This window comes from Mesorhizobium salmacidum (SeqCode), from assembly GCF_037179605.1.
GTDB lineage: Bacteria > Pseudomonadota > Alphaproteobacteria > Rhizobiales > Rhizobiaceae > Mesorhizobium > Mesorhizobium salmacidum.
This window is the reverse complement of sequence record NZ_JAPYKS010000018.1, coordinates 16,785-34,508: the sequence shown is the minus strand read 5'-3', so window position 1 is coordinate 34,508 and position 17,724 is coordinate 16,785. Positions and strand designations below refer to the sequence as shown.

Below are 17,724 nucleotides of genomic sequence, written 5' to 3'. Positions count from 1 at the left end.
AAGACAACCCAGCAGGGCTTCAACCTCCATCAGGAGTGAAGGCTAACTGATCCAATTGCCTACTCCTTTAAAAACTTACTTCACCCTTACACGATGCGCACTGACCCGTGCCGGAAAAGAAGAGTGTGACTGGTCAGCTTAGCCGCTGGCTGACGAGTAGGCTTCGCGCTCATCCGCAGAGATTTCTCGGATCACGCGACAAGGGTTACCAGCTGCAAACACTCCGGCTGGAATGTCACGTGTTACGATACTGCCTGCACCGATCACAGTGCCTGGTCCGATCGTCACGCCAGGCAGGATAATTGCCCCGGCCCCCACCCACACGTCTGATCCAATCTCAACTGGTTTTCCGTACAGTTGTTTCCGGCGAAGGGCAGCATCAAGTGGATGCATCGGCGTCAGGATTTGGACGCTTGGGCCGAAGAGCGCGTAATCACCTATACGAACTCGACAAGCATCGAGTACTATGCAGTTAAAATTGAAAAACACTTGCACACCTAGCTCTATGTTGGAACCGTAATCGCAGAAAAATGGTGGCTGTATCGACACAGTGTCTCCGCCTTTGCCGAAAATATGTTTACAAAGCGTCCGACGCAGGTCTTGGTCCGTATCACTGGAAGAGTTCATTTGCTGGCACAAAGCTCTTACCCTGTACCTCTCTGCAACGAGAGAAGGATCGAGAACATCGTAGGTCTCTCCAGCCAGCATTTTTTCAGTTTCGGTGCGCAGGGTCATTGAAGATCTCCTGGTGTAGAGGTTGTCGTCCAGCTTCTGACAGCGGGCTCATTTTTAGCTAGAAAACTAAGAGAAGGGGCATGGCAGGCCAGTTCCAGCTTATAGTCCCGCCGAGCCTACTGCGCACTTCAGTGCTACGGCGACTCCACACTGCTTTTCCTAATGTGTGTTTCCCAAAAATTGCAAATCGATTGCTATGATGGCGTCCATCGACGCCGTGAATGGCCGAGAGCCGCTCCCAGTTGGTCGGTCGTTCGATCAGGCACGGCGCGCCTCCAGCGATCTCGCGCCACGCGGCCAAGAAGGTCTATGCTCGTCAATGGCCCATCAGAGCACGGTCGGGCTAAACGCCAACCACCAGTGCCCCGCCGGCAAAGCCGGCACCAGCCGCCGCCAGCAGCAGTTTCTCGCCCGGATGAATGCGATTGGCGCCGTGAGCGATTGACAGCGACAGCGGTATCGTTGCGGCTGACGAATTGCCATGATCGGTGATGGTTTTGACGATGCGCGAGTCTTCGATGCCGAGCGACTTGCCCACCGCGTCGCAGATACGGGCATTTGCCTGGTGAGGCACAAAGCGGGCTACGTCTGCCGACGATAGGCCGGCCGCCCCCAGCGCTTGCCTGGAACAGCGGCTGATCATCTCCACAGCTTTGATGAAGACTTCGCGGCCGTTGGCGACGGTCATACGAGTTTCTGCAACGTCGATCTCGTCAGAAAACGGACGGTTGCTGCCGCCCGCCGGAATTTGGATCAGGCCATAAGCGGAGCCGTCCGAGGCGAGCGAGGAGCCGAGTATGCCGTGACCTGGGTCCCTCGAAGGAGCGAGCACCACCGCACCTGCGGCATCGGCAAAAAGGACGGCGCTTGCCCGCTCAGTCGGATTGATTCTGCGGCTCAATATATTGGCCGCGATGACGATGGCAGGCTTCTTGTTCAAGCCGACGAACCCGTCGGCAAAAGTCATGGCATAGATGAACCCCGCGCAGGCTCCGGCAAGGTCGACGGCGCCGGCGTGTTCGAGGCCGAGCATGTGCGCCACCAGCGGCGCACTCGGCGGGAGCAGATGATCAGGCGTCGAAGTGGCGAGCAGAAGCAGGCCGATCTCCTTGCGATCAACGCCTGCTGCCTCGAGCGCCTTGTCGCCTGCTTTTGTCGCCAGTCCAGAGAGGGTGTCCTGCGGTTCTGCCCAGAAGCGCGAGCGAATGCCGGTGCGCCGCTCGATCCAGCCGGGTTCCAGTCCTAGGCTCGCCTCGATCTCGGCATTGTTCACCTTGCGTGCCGGCACATGGTGGCCAAGCCCTACAATACGCGTCCTGTGATTCATGCGTTCGCAAGCTCGGTTGCCTCGTCTATTGTCGCGTAGAGCCGGTCGAGTTCGCCCGCCGTGACGCAATAAGGCGGCAGCACATAGATGATGTTGCCGAGCGGTCTGACCAGCAATCCGCGCTCGAGGAAAAAGGCGCGCAGCCTTGGGCCGACTTCGGCTAGATAGCCTGCGGTAGGGACGCGCAGGTCGAGCGCGGCAATCGTCCCGGTCGTGCGCACATTCTCAAAACGCGGATCCTGGCTGAAGCGCGCAATCATCTGCACCTGCATCCGCGACAGGGTGGCCACGCGCTGCGCCACAGGCTCATCCTTCCAGATGCCGACATTGGCGAGTGCTGCCGCGCAAGCAATCGGATTCGCGGTGAAAGAACTAGAATGAAAGAATGTCTTGGCCCGATCCCTGGAGAAATGCGCACGGAAGATCGCATCGCTGGCAAGCGTCGCTGCAAGCGGCATCGAGCCGCCGGTCAGCCCCTTCGAGGTGCACAATATATCGGGCGCGATCCCGGCCGCTTCGCAAGCGAACATGGTTCCGGTCCGACCCCAACCAGTCATCACTTCGTCGGCGATGAAAAGCGTTTCACAACGCTCGGCGATGCGCTTCAGTTCGGTGAGAACCCAGGCGGGATACATGAGCATGCCGCCCGCGCCGAGCACCAGCGGCTCGACGATGAGCGCGGCAACGCCGCGGTCGCACGTCAGCTGTTCGAAGGCATCGAGTGTTTTCTGCTCCTGGCCCGCGGCGGGGAAGGGGATGGTGTCTACCGCAAACAGCAGGGGCTCGTATGCTGCATTGAAGACACCGCGCGCGCCGACGCTCATGGCGCCGATCGTATCGCCGTGATAGCTGTGTTCCATGACGACGACGCGCGAACGCGGAGTGCCGTTGTTACAGTAGAAGCCGAGCGCCATTTTGAGTGCCACCTCAACACTTGTCGAGCCGCTGTCCGAATAGAAGACCCAGTCGAGCCCCGCGGGCGTCATGTCGATGAGTGCCGAGGCCAATTGCTCGGCCGGCTCGTGGCTGAGGCCGGCAAAGATCACCTGGTCGAGTGTCTCGGTCGCGTCCCGGATCGCCGCCATGATCTTCGGGTGACGATGGCCGTGGGTAACGACCCACCAGGAGGAGATCGCATCGAAAATGCGCCCTCCGTCCGATGTTTCCAGATAAGCGCCACCGGTCCGCGCGATCAGCGGCATGGCCGGTTCGACCGCGTGCTGGGTGAAGGGGTGCCAGACAGCTGAGCGGTTCATGCCGCGACCCCATTGAAAGCGGCCATGTCGAAATGTGTGGTGATGGCGACGCGGAGGGTGTCGGGTGTCAGCGGGTCGAGCAGGGGCAAGCGGCCAAGCACGCGCACCTGGCCTATGCCGGCGATCGTGCACTCGGTGTCGGGCCTCGCTTCACCGACAAAGGCAACACCAAGCAAAGGTATGTCACGGTGGCGCAGCGCCTCGATCGAGAGAAGCGTATGGTTGATCGTGCCAAGCGCGGTGCGCGCGCACAGCACGACCGAAGCTTGCCACCGGGCGAAAACGTCGATGAACAGGGTCTTGCGTGTGAGCGGTACCAGCAGGCCGCCGGCGCCCTCGACGACCAGCGGGCACTCGAGCTCCGGCAGGGTGAGGCGGTCAGGTTCAATCGTCACTCCCTCTAACTCCGCGGCGCGGTGCGGCGACAGCGGCTTCGACAGACGGTAGGCTTCCGGCACGATCCGCTCCGGTGGCAGCGCTGCCAGGCGGGCGGCGGCCTCGCTGTCGGTCCCGCCGTCCAGCCCTGACTGAACGGGCTTCCAGTAGGCGGCGCCAAGCGCTCCAGCCAGGCCGGCGCAAACGACTGTTTTGCCGATCCCGGTGTCGGTACCGGTGATGACAAAGATCCTGCTCATATCGATATGTGCTCCCGTTCTTCGGCAAGTGCATTAAACAGCGCCGCAACATCGCACTCGTTCACGTTCAGTGTCATTGAGATCCGCAGCCGTGCCGTGCCTTCTGGCACGGTTGGCGGTCGAATGCCGCGCACGTCGAACCCGCGCATCTGCAGCGCCTCGGCCAGCGCCATCGCACGCGCGTTGTCGCCGATAATGACGGGCAGGATTGGCGAGCCGCTCGCGGGCAAACCCAGCATCTGAATTTTCTGGCCGGCAAGAGCCACCAACTTGGCCAGGCGCTCGCGCCGCTCGGGCTCGTCGGCGAGGATGTCAAGTGCGGTTGCAGCCGCTACTGCCATCAGCGGCGAGGACGCTGTGGCATAAATGAACGGCCGGCAGCGGTTGATGAGATAATCGCACAGCACCGCGGGCGCGGTGACGAGGGCGCCCGACGCTCCCAGCGCCTTGCCGCAGGTGTGAAGCACCAGGACATTATCGCGCCCCTCGAGATCTTGAGCGAGACCGCGGCCGCCCGGACCATAAACGCCAGTGGCGTGCGCCTCATCGATATAGAGGAATGCATCGTGACGGTCTGCGATCTCGATCAGTTGGCGCAGCGGCGCCCGGTCGCCATCCATGCTATAGAGGCTCTCGACCACGATCCAGGCGCGGCCCGCGCCGCCGGCCGCGCGCCAGGACTGGATTGCGTCTTTCACCGCATTCGGATCGTTATGCGCGGCAATCTTGACCTCGGCACGACCGGCTTGCGCCCCCTCATGCGCGCTGACATGGACGAGTTCATCCAGCACGACCAGATCGCCCTTCTGGGGCAAGGTCGTCAGCACCGCGAAATTGGTGACATAGCCGCTGCCGAAAAACAGCGCGCGCTCGGCGCCGAAAAAATCAGCTGCCTTGGCCTCCAGCGCCTCGTGCTCGGGCGTGTTGCCGCGCAACAGCCGCGAGCCGGTCGCACCGACAGGCGTACCGGCAGCAAGCGCTTCCGTAAGCGCCCGCGCAATGCGCTTCGAACGCGCCAGGCCGAGATAGTCGTTGGAGGCGAAGTCGAGCCCTGAGCGGGCGGTCAGGCTGCGCAACCGGTTCTTGCGGGCGAGCCCGCGCAGGCTGGCCTCGTAGCGGTCGAGCAAGGTTCGCCCGTTCACAGGGCTTCGCGCGCAACCGGCTTGATGCCGAGCCGGTGCAACAGGGCGCTGTCCTTGTCTTCTCCGGGATTCTCGGCGGTGAGCAAGGTGTCGCCAACGAAGATGGAGTTGGCGCCGGCGAAGAAGCACAGGGCCTGCATCTCGTCGCTCATCGCCGTGCGGCCGGCAGATAGGCGCACATCGGATTTTGGCATGAGGATGCGGGCGAGTGCGATGGCCCGCACGAATTCGATCGGTTCGATCGGATCGGCCTCTGCCAACGGCGTGCCGGCGATCGGGATCAGCATGTTGATCGGCACGCTCTCGGGCGGCGACGGCAGGTTGGCGAGTGTAACCAGCATGTCGATGCGGTCAGCCTTCTCTTCGCCCATCCCGACAATGCCGCCGCAGCAGACATTGATGCCGGCCTCGCGGACATTGGCGAGCGTGTCCAGCCGGTCCGCAAAGGTCCGCGTCTTGATCACCTCGCCATAGTAGCGTTCCGACGTGTCGATGTTGTGATTATAGTAATCGAGGCCGGCCTGTTTGAGCCGGTGCGCCTGGTCGAGGTCCAGCATGCCGAGTGTCATGCAGGTCTCCATGCCGAGACCCTTCACACCCTCGATCATGGCGAGCAAGGCGTCCATATCGCGGGCTTTTGGGCTGCGCCAGGCGGCTCCCATGCAGTAGCGTGTGGCGCCTGCGTCCCGCGCCTTCCTGGCCTCGGCGATGACGCTTTGAACCTCCATTAGCTTCGAGGCCTCGAGGCCCGATTCATGGTGCGCGGATTGGCTGCAATAGTTGCAATCTTCCGGGCAGCCGCCAGTCTTGATGCTAAGCAGGCGCGACAGCTGCACCTGGTTTCGCTCGAAATTCTGGCGATGGATCGTCTGCGCCAGGAACAACAGGTCATTGAAGGGCAGGTCGTGGATAGCTTCGGCCGCCTCCCGGGTCCATTGCGGGGGCATTCCGTCGAATGAGCTCGCCGCAGCGTTCGGGTACAATTCGCTGTTCATTCCACCTCCATTTTCCGAAAAAGCGTTGGCTGTAAGTCCCGTTCAGAGGAGACCGCTTGGGCCTCGGTCGGCCTGGTCCGTCATGATCTGCCCACCAGCGCTGGTACGGGCAGGGTATTGCAGGCCTCATCGAGAATGCAAAAGGTGTAGCCTCCATCACCGTTGCGCCCGACCGAGTAGCTCAGTCGATCAACAATGCGATTATCCTCATCGAAGGTCAGCACACGCGGCTTCAGCGCGATCAACTCAGCCTCCTGGATATAGACCGAGTTGCAGATGATGACTTGATCGCCAGGCTGGCAGGTGCGCGCCGCGGCCCCGTTGAGGACACAGCAGCGCGATCCGCGATGGCCAAGGATCACATAGGTGGAGATCCGTGCTCCCGAATTCTTGTTCCAAATATCCACGAACTCCATCGGCACGATGCCTGCTTCCTCGCAATGGTCGGGGTCGAGCGTGATTGAGCCATGGTAGTTGAGGTTGGCTTCGGTGACGTAGATGCCGTGGAGCTTGCCGGCGACGATCTTACGCATTCGTTATTCCTCCTACACGAACTGCCGTTTTTATAGGGGCGTTGCACCCAGGGTCCTTCAGTTCAGGCGTCTGTTGCAGTTGCCATCAATCGACGCATCAAGTCCGATGTCGAGGATCGGAGCACTGTGTGTGAGCCAGCCGACCGAGATGAGGTCGACGCCCGTCGCGGCAATCGCCCGAGCCGTTCTCGGCGTCACTCGGCCGGAAGCCTCGGTGATGGCCCGGCCGCCGACCATTGCCACCGCGCGGGCAAGATCATCGAGCGCCATATTGTCGAGTAGAACCGCGTCTATCCCCAGCGCGAGCACGGTTTCGAGCTGTTCAAGCGTTTCGACCTCGACCTCAATCTTTACCATGTGGCCTGCGGCAGCACGCGCCCGCTCTATCGCCGTGCGAATGTCCCCAGCGATGGCGATATGGTTGTCCTTGATGAGCACGGCGTGGTCCAGCCCGAAGCGGTGATTGGCGCCGCCGCCGACGCGCACGGCGTATTTCTCCAGCGCGCGCAGCCCGGGTGTCGTTTTGCGCGTGCACGCGATCTTGGCTTTGTGGCCGTGCACGGCCTCGACCAGCGCCGCAGTGGCGGTCGCAATGCCGCTCAAGCGGCAGAGGAAATTAAGCGCCGTGCGCTCGGCCGCCAGCAGACCGCGCGCTGGTCCGCACAGCTGCGCGATTGTCTCGCCGGCCGCGACATCGCTGCCGTCCGGGCGCCAGATACGCATGTCGATTGTCGGGTCCATGAGCATGAAAGCGAACGCTGCCAGGTCGAGCCCGGCAACAACGCCGACGTCCCGCGCCTTGAGCTCAAGCTTGGCTTCGCGATCGTGAGGGATGATCGCATCACTCGTGAGGTCGCCAGCTTGGCCTAAATCCTCCAGAAGCGCATTGCGAACGATCGGTTCGATGACGATTGAAGGAAGAGGCGAGAACGACACCATATCAGGAGCTCCCTGCCGACGCGAGCCATCTGTGCGCAACCGCAGTCTCGAATGCCGTGCAGAGCGTCAGCCGCGACGGGCGGGCGGCAGCTTCGCGCCCGGGGAAATCCGACCGGCAATGCGAACCGCGGCTCTCCTCGCGACGAAGTCCCGCGATAGCGATCAACATCGCGACCAACGCCGGATCGGCCGCAGCATGACCGCCAACGGCGATCGGCAGCAATGTCGTGATGGCTTCGCGCAGCTTGTTGCCGTTGCGGACAATCCCAAGCGCATTGGAGGCCAGCCGTCGAATAGACGAAGGGTCCGGCCGCAGGGGCGCGATCGTCGGAAGCCTGGACCACTGCCAGCCAGCGCCAGTGCCTGCTACGCTTTCAGCCACCCACACGGCCGTGGCGATCGCTTCGGCCAGCGAATTGCTGGCGAGCCGATTGGCGCCGTGCAGCCCGGTACATGCGACCTCGCCGCACGCCCACAAGCCGGCAACGGAGCTGCGGCCTTCAGCATTCACGGCGACACCGCCCATGTGGTAGTGCGCCGCCGGGCGCACCGGGATCGGCTCGACGGCAGGATCGATGCCGGCCTGGCGGCATGCCGCCTCGATGGCCGGGAAGCGTTTTGCGAATTTCGGGCCGAGGCATTGCCGGGCATCGAGGAACACACGATTTCCCGCCTCGAGCTGAGCGAAGACCGCCCGCGCGACCACATCACGCGATGCAAGCTCGCCGCCAGGCACGCCGGAGAGGAAGCGTCGGCCGTGCTCGTCGACGAGTATCGCGCCTTCGCCGCGCACCGCTTCGCTGACCAGCGGCATCGGCCGGTGTGCAGTTTCGAGCGCGGTCGGATGGAACTGCACGAACTCGAGATCGGCAAGTTCTGCCCCGGCACAGGCAGCGAGCGCCAGGCCCTGCCCGAACGAGGTAAGCGGGTTGGTCGTATCGCAAAACAAACCGCCGACACCGCCGGTCGCGAGCACGACGCGGCGCGTGGGTAATGCGACCACACCGTCGTGTCGGGCCGCCACTACACCTACGATTCCACCGGCCGAGACGATCAGGCGTAGCACATCTATGCCTTCCAGGACCGTGATCGACCGTGTCCGCCGCACCGCGGGGACCAGCACACGGAGCAACTCGCGGCCCGTGGCGTGGCCGGCCGCGTGCACGATGCGGCGGCGCGAATGCGCAGCCTCGAGCCCTAACAGCAAGGCTCCATCTAGGGTGCGGTCGAAGGAAGCGCCTAGACTGATGATGCCGTCGATCGCGCGAGGTATGGCCTCGACAACCCGCCTCACCATCGCTTCGTCACAAAGCCCATCGCCGGCGGCAAGTGTGTCGGCGAGGTGCAGTTCGGGGCTGTCGTCGGCGCCGAGGCTCGCCGCTATCCCGCCCTGCGCAAGGGTGCTGGAGGCTTCGGTTCCCATCGGCGTTCTGCAGAGAAGGACGACCGGTTGCGGCGCCAGGTGAAGCGCCGTCATAAGTCCCGCAACGCCAGCGCCGATAACGACTGGCGCGCCGCCGATGTCGTGCAAGTCGGCGGTCATATGGCGAGCATACGCTCGACCGACTGTCGAGCCCGATCCGCGATCTGCGGGTCGATCGTCACGACATGACGGTTCTGCTCGAGCGCGGTGCGGATGTTGGCCAGCGTGATGCGTTTCATGTGCGGACAGAGATTGCAAGGGCGGATGAATTCGACCTCTGGATGCTCAACAGCAACGTTGTCGCTCATCGAGCATTCGGTCATCAGCACGACCCGGCTGGGCTTGTTGCGCCCAACATAGTCCGACATCGCCGCCGTCGAGCCTGCAAAATCCGCCTCGGCGACAACGTTCGGCGGGCATTCGGGGTGGGCGAGCACGGTAATTCCCGGATGCGCCTCGCGCAATTCGCGGATGTCTGCCGGCGTGAAGCGCTCATGCACCTCGCAATGGCCCTTCCAGGCGATGATCTCAACGTCCGTTTGAGCGGCGACGTTCTTCGCCAGATATTCGTCCGGGATCATGATCACGCACGGCACGCCAAGCGACTCGACCACAGCCCGCGCATTGCCCGAAGTGCAACAGATGTCCGCTTCTGCTTTCACAGAGGCGCAGGTATTGACATAGGTGACGACTGGCACGCCGGGGTAACGCTCCCGCAGCAGCCGCACATCTGCGGGCGTGATCGAGTCGGCCAGCGAACAGCCGGCGCTGACATCCGGGAGGAGCACGGTCTTGGCCGGATTAAGGAGCTTCGTAGTCTCGGCCATGAAATGCACACCGGCGAGCACGATGACATCGGCGTCGACCGTCATTGCCTCCCGGGCGAGCGCCAGACTGTCGCCGACAATGTCTGCTACGCAGTGGAAGATCTCGGGCGTCTGATAGTTGTGAGCGAGGATCACGGCGTTGCGCTCGCGCTTGAGCGCCAGAATGGCGTCGATGTCGTCGGAAAACGCGGACCACTCGATCCGCGGAATCACGCGCTGGACGCGGTCGTACAAGGATGCGCTCGATGGCAACGCGGTGGTCATCGACACCTCCGGTTATACTCGACCTGAATATAAGACGCATATTCTTGCGGTGAGTATAAGAGGATTGTCAAGCCCGCGTGAGCGGCAATTTTGTCCCGGCAACGGCCCTCTCGTCGAGAACCGCATGGCGAAAGCGATAAAGCTTAGCTGGTCGACCGCCCGTATCGGCGGTGGTCTCGCCGGTTTGCTCGACCAACTCCTGCTGCTCGATCAGCCGACGAAAGTTCGGCTTGTGGAGGAGCCTGCCCGCCAGGGCTTCCACGGTTCGCTGCAACTGTAGAAGGCTGAAGACCGGCGGCATCAGTTCGAAAACCACGGGCCGGTACTTGATCTTGGAGCGCAGCCGCGCAATCCCCGTAGCCAGAATCCGGCGATGATCGGCGATCATCGATTCACCTGCAACCGACCGAGCGGCCGAAGACTGCCCGCCGGTCGCCTCTCCCACCATGGCTGCTTCGTAGAGCAGCTCATAACGCTGGAGCGTCAGTTCCTCATTCCATGTCCCGTCGTCGAAGCCGAAGGCAACCGCCGACCGCTGCCGGCGCTCTCGGCGTGTCTCATTGTCACCTGCGCTATCCGCCCACTTGAGCAGGCGCGGCCGCAAAACCTTCGACAGTATCGATGGAGTACCGGAGCGGTGGTCCTCCCAGGGAAAATAGTCGTACCATCTCTCCCAACGGCGCCTATCCGACTGCGTTGCCTCTTCTTCTCGAGTAAGTGCGAGATAGCTGATCGATATCACACGCTGGCCGGTGCCGACCCGGTCGCGATCGGCGAAGGTGTAGAGCTGCTCTATGTAGCCCAGCGGCTGCCCGGTCTGTTCTTCCACCCACGACCTGAGGCCCGACTGAAGGGAACGATGGCCGAGTTCGAATGGACCGGAGGGCAGCGCGTTTGCTCGGCCGATTGTGAGAACGCGAGGCTCATGATCGTTCACCGCGACAACAACGGCGATCAGGTCCGCTTTGATGTCGTTGGCGTTGCTCACCCCTGTGCCTTTCCTGATTCCTTTTGCGTGGTCGTCCATGTTCCCTGTTTTGTTGGAGCCGCTGCGAAAAACGAAGCGTTCTATAATCGATTTAATAGAGCCTGTACCAAGCCTGTCGGCACGTCAACAGCGCAGCCATGCCCCACCGAATTGCCCCCGATCAGCTTGGTCTTCGCAAAGGAGATTGCCGGCTGCTTCAGCCGCCCTTCCGGCCGCTCGCTCCTGCGCTGCTGAGGCGCGCCCGCGAGCGGCTTCGCCACCCCGGAGCTGCCCCAACAAACGCCATCAAAACGCCGCCGAGTTCGAAGACTGAGGTTGTCTTAAGGCTTGACGCCCCCTGACCGGCGAGGCGCTCCGTCGCAATAGTCTCACGACGGAAATCCAAACAGATTCGCCCTGTGAAGGGGGCTTCGGCTCGCTTTGGATCAGGTCCCGGGCGTCCGTGTCGGATGTCAAAATACCCCAGACGCTGGTGCGTCACGGCGGCTGGAAAGCTGTCGATTGCCCTCGTAGAGCAGCGCCGTTGGCTCCAGCGAAATTGCCGGGCAGCGCGCGCCTGCAGCACAGGAAGTGGGCGCAACAAACGGGTGTGAGGCGCATGCGGCGCAAGTGGCAGACACAGCGGATATAATCTCGTCACGAACAGATATGAGCCAAGCCGCCGCGTGCAGCACCTCGCGGCGTTGCAACCGACAGGGCGCTGGTGCATGGATATAGACGCGACAAAGTGGATCTTGGCTGTGTCATGCGTTCTGCACCGGACCGGCCTCCCGAGGGCACAGGCGAGCATGGGCGGCTAGTCTCTGGGTGGCCAACTGTGCGGGTTGCGAGGACCGAGCCTTATTTGCCGAGTGGCTCGGTGGAGGAGGGGTAAGATGACCGGCTCGAGATTTGCGAGGCCAATCGTCGTTCAGATTGGCCGTCGTGGTGCAGAGCGAATCGTGTTCGATGTCAACGACGTAGCCACAATCTTGCTGCGGGATTTCAATCGCAAACCGAGAAACGGAAGATAGCAATGGACGCCTGTCTGCAAGTGTTGCGAGGTGAGGCCCATCCAGCTGTCGCTCGGCGTGCTTTCGTGGCCGCGGCGCTCGAAGCGCAAATTCTGCGTTGCGACTGAGGCATCAGGGCTTACTCACCGCTTTGCACTGCAAATTGAGACAAATCATTTGCCTCAACAGTCAGCGACTCCGCTATGTGGCTGGATAAAATGCGCCCGCCGCTGGTTTGTCGCCATTTGCGCGTAAGGCGCTCAAGGGCGGGAGAAAAACGGTGTCGGTTGATGCCGTTTACGAGCCTGGCCCGTCGGTCGCTCGATTGAAAGCTTTGTTTGAGGTGCAAGCTCTTTGGCACTCAATTCGAGCAGACGCTCGTCCAGTTCCTTATCCGCAGCGGTAAGTCGATGATTTAGACGTAGATAGTCCGTCCAGGTCGGCGTACGAAAAGTCTCTGTCCAACGGCAAGGTTCTTGAAGGTCGCGCTGCAGGGTCCAGTGCCGAGCACCGACACGACTTTGAACCCGTCGCCGTTCACGCATGTGCTCCAGGAAAGCCTCGACATGTTTTTCCGGTATCAAGTAGTCGATCTTAACGACGATCGGGCCGCTTCTTGGCTTCAGATCGAGGGCAACCGCAGGCGCATCGAATCCCTGAGGGTCTTGGTCTGATTCTCTCCATTCGCGGATGGGCAACAGGAACCCGGTTGCAGCGGCCAGCAACAGAGCTCCAGCGGAACTTTCAAGTGCCCAGCTCAGGGAATAAGTCTGAGCAACCGTGCCCCACAGCCAACTGCCGACTGCGATGCCGCCGGAGCAAAACGCATAATAGATCGACAGGGTGCGACCTACGACCCAGCGCGGGCTCGCCAATTGCACACTGACGTCAAGTCCAGTCCAAGTGACCACCCAACCCGCGCCGCCGAGCGTGAGCGCGATAGCGGCCACTGCAAGCGATGGCGTCAGAGCAAGTGAGAGCGCACACGCCGCGCAGGCAATGCAGGCGAGCGTGATCAGTCGCTCCTGAGAGAGCGTTCGTCGCAGGACGTTGTTGCAGATACCGGCGGCGAAGGCGCCGGTGCCGAAGCCGGCCATCAGGATGCCATACGCGATTGGCCCTGCGCTCAACTGATCGCGAGCAACCAGAGGAAGCAACGCCAGTATCGCGATGCTGGCCAACCCAAAAAGGGTCCCGCGTGCGATTGCCGCCTTGATCTCTGAAGACATCGCCGTAAAGCGCACCCCGTCATGGATGGCCGTGGCCATTGACTCGCGCGGGAGAGGTGAGGAGGGGACCTTCCATTTGCAGCGCTGTATGGTCCACAGCAGGGCCAGGTAGCTCAGCGTCGCCAGGGCGAAAGCGCTCAGAGGCCCAAAAGAGGCAACGACGAAGCCGCCAAGCGCCGGGCCGATACTGCGAACAGCATTATATCCGACCGATATTAGCGTAACGGCAGCTGGAACATCGCTCTTGCGCAGAACATCGCCAACCGAGGCATGCCAAGCGGGGTCGGTGAACGCCACGCCGCATCCCGCTAAAAAGCTCAATCCAAGGACAATCCAAGGGTCGACAAGTTCCAGCGACACCAGGCAGGCCAGCAACGCTGATGCCAGCGCTATCACGCACCAGCCAGCGAACATGACTTTGCGGCGGCTGAAGTTGTCGGCGATAGCGCCGGCAAACACAGACAGAAAAAAAGCGGGCAGCGTCGTTGACGCTTGTACCAGCGCCACGTTCAGATCGGACTTCGAGATCGTTGCCATCAGCCAACTAATCGCAACAGTCTGCATCAGCCAGCCAAGGCTGGAAACCTGAGTGGCCAGCCAAATCGATCTAAATGTCAGATTCTTGAGCGGCGCAAACGTTGTTGGAGATACTCCATCCGCATCTGCGCACGACGGCTTGCTCATCTTCTCCGAACCTTTGACCGTTTGCTGGTCCTGTTGACGCGCGTCCCCGCTTCGCGAATTGCCGTCGCCCAGGAGCTGGATGAGGTGCATTTCCTCCTCCACGGCGCAAGATGTTTTCGCCCGAACCGCTCTCGTGGTCGAAACGAATGTTTCTTGTGGAGGAATGATCGGACCGGAGTTCTGCAAAAATAGGCGTCCATCTCCTGGGGCTGCAGCACCCGAGGTCTTTGAAGCCGATTGGCACGGTTGTAGAGAATTCGGTCCTAGCCTGCAGGACAGATTGGAGCGTCGCTGGCCGTGACGTGCGCTGCGGTCGCGGCCAGCGAGCACGATGCCTGGGCAGCAAAGAGGTCGGTCACGTTGGCCGCCGCCACTCGCCGCAGACCGCCGGGATTGGCGTGCCCGGCGCAGCTGACATTTGACCCAGCAACCAAGGCAGCCGATCCGCCAAACGCTTCTCGGGCAGGGCTGTCGCAGACAGCTTTTCTTCCTGCCAAGCGGCTGCTGAGGGTCATGTCTCACCTGCGTGATTTGGTCAGGGAATCACGGCAGATTCATACCCCAGGCCCGTCGACGATCTGGGCGTTGTAGACCGCACGGAGCGGGTGATGCTGCTCACAGTCAAAGGAGCGGCATCGGATTGGGTTCGGCCGTGCCACGACCAGATCGCGGCAAGTCTGCGCACCTTGCGACTGCTTGCCGCGCAACAGGGCCATTCGATCTTTTTGGCCTATGCGTCGCCTTGCTGCCGGCGTCCGCGATCACATGACAGTTTTGTTAAGAAATGCGTCAGTTCAATCAATTTCGTTCCACTATGATCTAGATCAACCGAGCGTCTGGTCACGGCTGACATTGCTGCTGCGCACGAATTTCGGATTTCAAGGAGAGCATGATGAGAGACTGGATAAGGCCGGGACACGGAATTACACTAGGCATCGCCCTTGTCCTGACAGGGCTGCAGCAGGCCGTGGCAGCGGATGTAGAAGTGGAGTGTGTGATTCAGAACACGGTCGACGTGGTCGAACCTAGCCCTTGGCAAGTTCGCTTGCGTGCGCTTGGGGTGATCACGGACGATAAGGGTAACGTCAACGGAATTCCCGGCTCCGGCCTCTCTTATTCGGATACGGTGATTCCGGAATTGGACTTTACTTACTACTTCACCGACAATCTCGCCGCTGAACTCGTACTCGGCACTACCTCCGCCAATATCTACGGTGAGGGAACGATCGGTAAGCTGAGCAAGATCGGCAAGACTTGGGTGCTGCCGCCGACCCTCACGCTGCAATACCACTTCACCCAATTCGGCGCTTTCAAGCCCTACGTCGGCGCGGGGGTAAACTACACGGTCTTTTATAACCAGGTGACCGGCAGTGCCGACGCTCTCGACGTCAAGAACACATTCGGCGGCGCTGTGCAGGTCGGCTTCGACTACACAGTGGATCAGCATTGGGGCGTCAATTTCGACGTCAAGAAGCTCTTTCTCGAGCCGAAATTTGACGCAGTGGTCGACGGCACGAACGTGACGGGGAGGGCCAAGCTCAATCCTTGGCTGATCGGCACAGGCGTCACCTACCGCTTCTGACAATTCAATCCAAGGCGGCGCCACGTCCCCAAATGGTGCCGCCAAGCCCTTCTTGATCGCCTGATGCGCACGCACCGGCGTTCGCGATGAGCCCACCGAGCCGCCTCGTGCGCGACGGCGAGCAGCGTACAGCCGTCTCTCACGCTCATGGCAATGCTCGCAAATTTCATCCGCACAAACGCTCATCCTGCAGTTTCGAAAAACGGACTCTCGGCGCAGCGCCCGATTTCGGAAAGACGCAAGATTCTCGGATCGCGGCATCAATGTAAGCGCGAAAGGATTTTATTAAGCTTCATCATCGACGTATCCTCCTCCTTGAAATTCTGCTGACTCGGATTCATGGCCAAGCGACCAACGATTGTGGATCTCGCCCGCGAAGCCGGAGTCAGCGTGGCGACCGTTGACCGGGTTTTGAACGCCCGCCATCCAGTCCGGAAGCAGACTGCGCTGCGGGTCTACGAAGCGGCCAATGCAATTGGCTATCACGCGGCCGGCCGTGTCGAGCGGCGTGCGAACCCGGATCAGCCGCGCTATCAGCTTGGCTTTGTCCTCAGAAAACCGGCACAGCATTTCTACCAAGACTTCGCGCGCGAAATCGAAGCGGCAGTCAATGCGTCAGAGGCCTTCCACGGCACCTCGCTTATCGAATTCGTGCCATCGCATGTGCCAGGCGACCTGATCACACGCCTCCAGGAGCTTGGGAGCCACTGCCACGCGATCGCCATGGTGGCGCCGGACCATCCGACGATCACGGCGGCCGTCGAAGAACTCAAAGCGAAGGGCATCCCAGTTTTTTCGCTGCTTTCCGATTTCGCCGCCGGCGTCCGCGAGGGTTACGTCGGCCTGAACAACCGCAAGGTCGGGCGGACAGCCGCCTGGATGTTCTCCAAAGCCGCAAAACGGCAGGGCAAAGTGGCGGTCTTTGTGGTCAGTGAGCGCTACCAGGCTAACGAGCTTCGGGAAATCGGCTTTCGCTCTTATTTTCGTGAGAGCGCGCCGATGTTCGACGTGTTTGACATACCCATGAGCCTCGAGACACGACGGATCACCTACGAGGCAACACTGGATGTGATCCAGAGTGAGCCCGAGCTCGTCGGCTTCTATGTCGCCGGCGGCGGCATGGAGGGCGCAATCTCGGCGATCAGAGAAGAAGGCAAAGACAGGGACATTGTCGCCATCGTCAACGAGATCACGCCGGAGTCACGGGCCGCTCTCGCCGATGGCGTCATCACGATGGCGCTCGCCACGCCATTGCGTCGGCTTTGCCGGGAGCTGATGACGCTGATGGCCCAGGCCATCGAAACCGGTTGCGCGACCACTCCGGGGCAGACATTTCTTCCGTTCGACATCTATCTCCCTGAAAATATATGAAGATGATACGATCTTGCCGACGTTGCGGTCGTGGTATCGCCAGCGCATCTGGGTTCCAAGCATGCAGTTACGAGTCTTCCAGCCCAGCCCATTTTCTATGCGGCCGCAGCCCCGACAAACAGGAAGAGGGGTCTCGTGCAGCCCCGTTTCGGCTGTTGATGACGGCTCCGCGTAAGCCACTTCCGTCTGTCGGGCCGCTTCGCGACGATGTCCGGCTCTGACGCAGCCGGTGCAATCTACCCAGCTTTCCACTGGCGCATTTCTCTTGTATTTCACAAGCCGGTACCCATCTGGGGCGACATTAGTTCGGCCGGCGAATGATCCGGTTGATTGCGGTAATGGAGGATAGCTTGGACGAGCAGGATCCGAAGGAAGAGCCGATCGAGACAATGTTCCGCAATGGCACCATCACCGTCGTCGGCATCCTGCTCGCATTCTCGTTGGGCTTCGTCACGCACTGGGCGGCGAACCCGGTGCCGTGGCAACTGCATGATCTTTTCGCCGTCGTACCGATCCTGGGCGGCATCGCGCTGCAGATGCGGGCGCTTTCCATACTGCTCGACGTCGGTTCGCTACGCCGGCCGGTTTTCGACCGCGCTAACCGCATCTTCATGTTCGGCCTCGTCCTCACCGCATGCGGCGTCGGACTGGCAATCCTGCTCGACGTGTTCGAAATGTCCGTTAGAAGCACACTGCCAGCACGCTAAGAGGTTAAGCCTCCGATAGCGTCAGTCCGGATCCCTAGTCCGCGCAAAGCATCTGATAATGCGATCCTGGCGTAAGGCTAAGCTCTTTCCCAGCT

Annotated in this window: 16 protein-coding genes and 1 pseudogene; 4 read left to right on the top strand and 13 right to left on the bottom strand. The window is 61.3% G+C overall.

Features of this window, described 5'->3' with window-relative positions; translation table 11 throughout:
• Positions 1–138 precede the first annotated feature (138 nt).
• From O7A60_RS22690 to O7A60_RS22640, 11 genes are all read right to left on the bottom strand, one after another.
• Positions 139–735, bottom strand: coding sequence for a sugar O-acetyltransferase (locus O7A60_RS22690; RefSeq protein WP_245262362.1), 597 nt, complete (start codon positions 733–735; stop codon positions 139–141).
• Between the two features lie 343 nt (positions 736–1,078).
• Positions 1,079–2,062: a beta-ketoacyl-ACP synthase III gene (locus tag O7A60_RS22685; protein ID WP_027146004.1), complete on the bottom strand. Its 984-nt coding sequence runs from the start codon at positions 2,060–2,062 to the stop codon at positions 1,079–1,081.
• Positions 2,059–3,318, bottom strand: a complete 1,260-nt coding sequence (locus O7A60_RS22680; protein ID WP_027146003.1) for an adenosylmethionine--8-amino-7-oxononanoate transaminase — start codon at positions 3,316–3,318, stop codon at positions 2,059–2,061. Before O7A60_RS22680 ends, O7A60_RS22685 begins: the two co-directional genes overlap by 4 nt.
• Complete coding sequence (bioD, locus tag O7A60_RS22675; RefSeq protein WP_027146002.1) at positions 3,315–3,953, bottom strand: dethiobiotin synthase; 639 nt, start codon at positions 3,951–3,953, stop codon at positions 3,315–3,317. The genes O7A60_RS22680 and bioD overlap by 4 nt, the downstream gene beginning before the upstream one ends.
• A complete protein-coding gene (locus O7A60_RS22670; RefSeq protein ID WP_337108085.1) occupies positions 3,950–5,095 on the bottom strand; it encodes an 8-amino-7-oxononanoate synthase in 1,146 nt (381 codons plus the stop codon). Before O7A60_RS22670 ends, bioD begins: the two co-directional genes overlap by 4 nt.
• Positions 5,092–6,090 carry a biotin synthase BioB gene (gene bioB, locus O7A60_RS22665; protein ID WP_027146000.1) on the bottom strand — a complete coding sequence of 333 codons (999 nt, stop codon included), beginning with the start codon at positions 6,088–6,090 and terminating at the stop codon, positions 5,092–5,094. The genes O7A60_RS22670 and bioB overlap by 4 nt, the downstream gene beginning before the upstream one ends.
• A gap of 80 nt (positions 6,091–6,170) precedes the next feature.
• Positions 6,171–6,623, bottom strand: a complete 453-nt coding sequence (panD, locus tag O7A60_RS22660; protein ID WP_337108084.1) for an aspartate 1-decarboxylase — start codon at positions 6,621–6,623, stop codon at positions 6,171–6,173.
• Positions 6,624–6,680: 57 nt separating this feature from the next.
• Positions 6,681–7,562: a carboxylating nicotinate-nucleotide diphosphorylase gene (gene nadC, locus O7A60_RS22655; RefSeq protein ID WP_032936148.1), complete on the bottom strand. Its 882-nt coding sequence runs from the start codon at positions 7,560–7,562 to the stop codon at positions 6,681–6,683.
• Position 7,563: 1 nt separating this feature from the next.
• Entirely contained in the window at positions 7,564–9,105 is a 1,542-nt protein-coding gene (locus O7A60_RS22650; RefSeq protein ID WP_337108083.1) for an L-aspartate oxidase, read from the bottom strand.
• Positions 9,102–10,076, bottom strand: coding sequence for a quinolinate synthase NadA (gene nadA / locus O7A60_RS22645; RefSeq protein ID WP_027145997.1), 975 nt, complete (start codon positions 10,074–10,076; stop codon positions 9,102–9,104). The genes O7A60_RS22650 and nadA overlap by 4 nt, the downstream gene beginning before the upstream one ends.
• Before the next feature lie 67 nt (positions 10,077–10,143).
• Entirely contained in the window at positions 10,144–11,103 is a 960-nt protein-coding gene (locus tag O7A60_RS22640) for an NUDIX hydrolase (RefSeq protein WP_027145996.1), read from the bottom strand.
• Between the two features lie 976 nt (positions 11,104–12,079).
• Between O7A60_RS22640 and O7A60_RS22635 the strand changes: the two genes are divergently transcribed.
• Positions 12,080–12,184 carry a DUF982 domain-containing protein gene (locus O7A60_RS22635; RefSeq protein WP_337108082.1) on the top strand — a complete coding sequence of 35 codons (105 nt, stop codon included), beginning with the start codon at positions 12,080–12,082 and terminating at the stop codon, positions 12,182–12,184.
• Positions 12,185–12,316: 132 nt separating this feature from the next.
• Here the strand turns inward: O7A60_RS22635 and O7A60_RS22630 are convergent, their stop codons facing one another.
• Positions 12,317–13,969, bottom strand: a complete 1,653-nt coding sequence (locus tag O7A60_RS22630; RefSeq protein WP_337108167.1) for an MFS transporter — start codon at positions 13,967–13,969, stop codon at positions 12,317–12,319.
• Between the two features lie 355 nt (positions 13,970–14,324).
• Positions 14,325–14,456 (bottom strand): annotated as a pseudogene (locus tag O7A60_RS31990) (hypothetical protein); the annotation flags it as partial.
• 405 nt (positions 14,457–14,861) lie between these two features.
• On the opposite strand from O7A60_RS31990, the gene O7A60_RS22625 reads away from it, so the two are divergent.
• The 3 genes from O7A60_RS22625 (at position 14,862) to O7A60_RS22615 (ending at position 17,629) form a co-directional block, all read left to right on the top strand.
• The gene (locus O7A60_RS22625) at positions 14,862–15,551 is read left to right on the top strand and encodes an OmpW/AlkL family protein (protein ID WP_337108081.1); all 690 of its coding nucleotides are present in this window, start codon (positions 14,862–14,864) and stop codon (positions 15,549–15,551) included.
• Positions 15,552–15,890: 339 nt separating this feature from the next.
• Positions 15,891–16,922 (top strand): LacI family DNA-binding transcriptional regulator, encoded by a 1,032-nt coding sequence (locus tag O7A60_RS22620; RefSeq protein WP_337108080.1) that lies wholly within the window; start codon positions 15,891–15,893, stop codon positions 16,920–16,922.
• 350 nt (positions 16,923–17,272) lie between these two features.
• Positions 17,273–17,629, top strand: a complete 357-nt coding sequence (locus O7A60_RS22615) for a hypothetical protein (RefSeq protein ID WP_337108079.1) — start codon at positions 17,273–17,275, stop codon at positions 17,627–17,629.
• Positions 17,630–17,724: the final 95 nt, after the last annotated feature.

What these genes read in the sequence shown, in the direction of transcription:
- O7A60_RS22690 (WP_245262362.1), bottom strand. Translation starts at nt 735, where the DNA reads ATGACCCTGCGCACCGAAACTGAAAAAATGCTGGCTGGAGAGACCTAC.
- O7A60_RS22685 (WP_027146004.1), bottom strand. Translation starts at nt 2,062, where the DNA reads ATGAATCACAGGACGCGTATTGTAGGGCTTGGCCACCATGTGCCGGCA.
- O7A60_RS22680 (WP_027146003.1), bottom strand. Translation starts at nt 3,318, where the DNA reads ATGAACCGCTCAGCTGTCTGGCACCCCTTCACCCAGCACGCGGTCGAA.
- bioD (WP_027146002.1), bottom strand. Translation starts at nt 3,953, where the DNA reads ATGAGCAGGATCTTTGTCATCACCGGTACCGACACCGGGATCGGCAAA.
- bioB (WP_027146000.1), bottom strand. Translation starts at nt 6,090, where the DNA reads ATGAACAGCGAATTGTACCCGAACGCTGCGGCGAGCTCATTCGACGGA.
- panD (WP_337108084.1), bottom strand. Translation starts at nt 6,623, where the DNA reads ATGCGTAAGATCGTCGCCGGCAAGCTCCACGGCATCTACGTCACCGAA.
- nadC (WP_032936148.1), bottom strand. Translation starts at nt 7,562, where the DNA reads ATGGTGTCGTTCTCGCCTCTTCCTTCAATCGTCATCGAACCGATCGTT.
- O7A60_RS22650 (WP_337108083.1), bottom strand. Translation starts at nt 9,105, where the DNA reads ATGACCGCCGACTTGCACGACATCGGCGGCGCGCCAGTCGTTATCGGC.
- nadA (WP_027145997.1), bottom strand. Translation starts at nt 10,076, where the DNA reads ATGACCACCGCGTTGCCATCGAGCGCATCCTTGTACGACCGCGTCCAG.
- O7A60_RS22640 (WP_027145996.1), bottom strand. Translation starts at nt 11,103, where the DNA reads ATGGACGACCACGCAAAAGGAATCAGGAAAGGCACAGGGGTGAGCAAC.
- O7A60_RS22635 (WP_337108082.1), top strand. Translation starts at nt 12,080, where the DNA reads ATGGACGCCTGTCTGCAAGTGTTGCGAGGTGAGGCCCATCCAGCTGTC.
- O7A60_RS22630 (WP_337108167.1), bottom strand. Translation starts at nt 13,969, where the DNA reads ATGAGCAAGCCGTCGTGCGCAGATGCGGATGGAGTATCTCCAACAACG.
- O7A60_RS22625 (WP_337108081.1), top strand. Translation starts at nt 14,862, where the DNA reads ATGAGAGACTGGATAAGGCCGGGACACGGAATTACACTAGGCATCGCC.
- O7A60_RS22620 (WP_337108080.1), top strand. Translation starts at nt 15,891, where the DNA reads ATGGCCAAGCGACCAACGATTGTGGATCTCGCCCGCGAAGCCGGAGTC.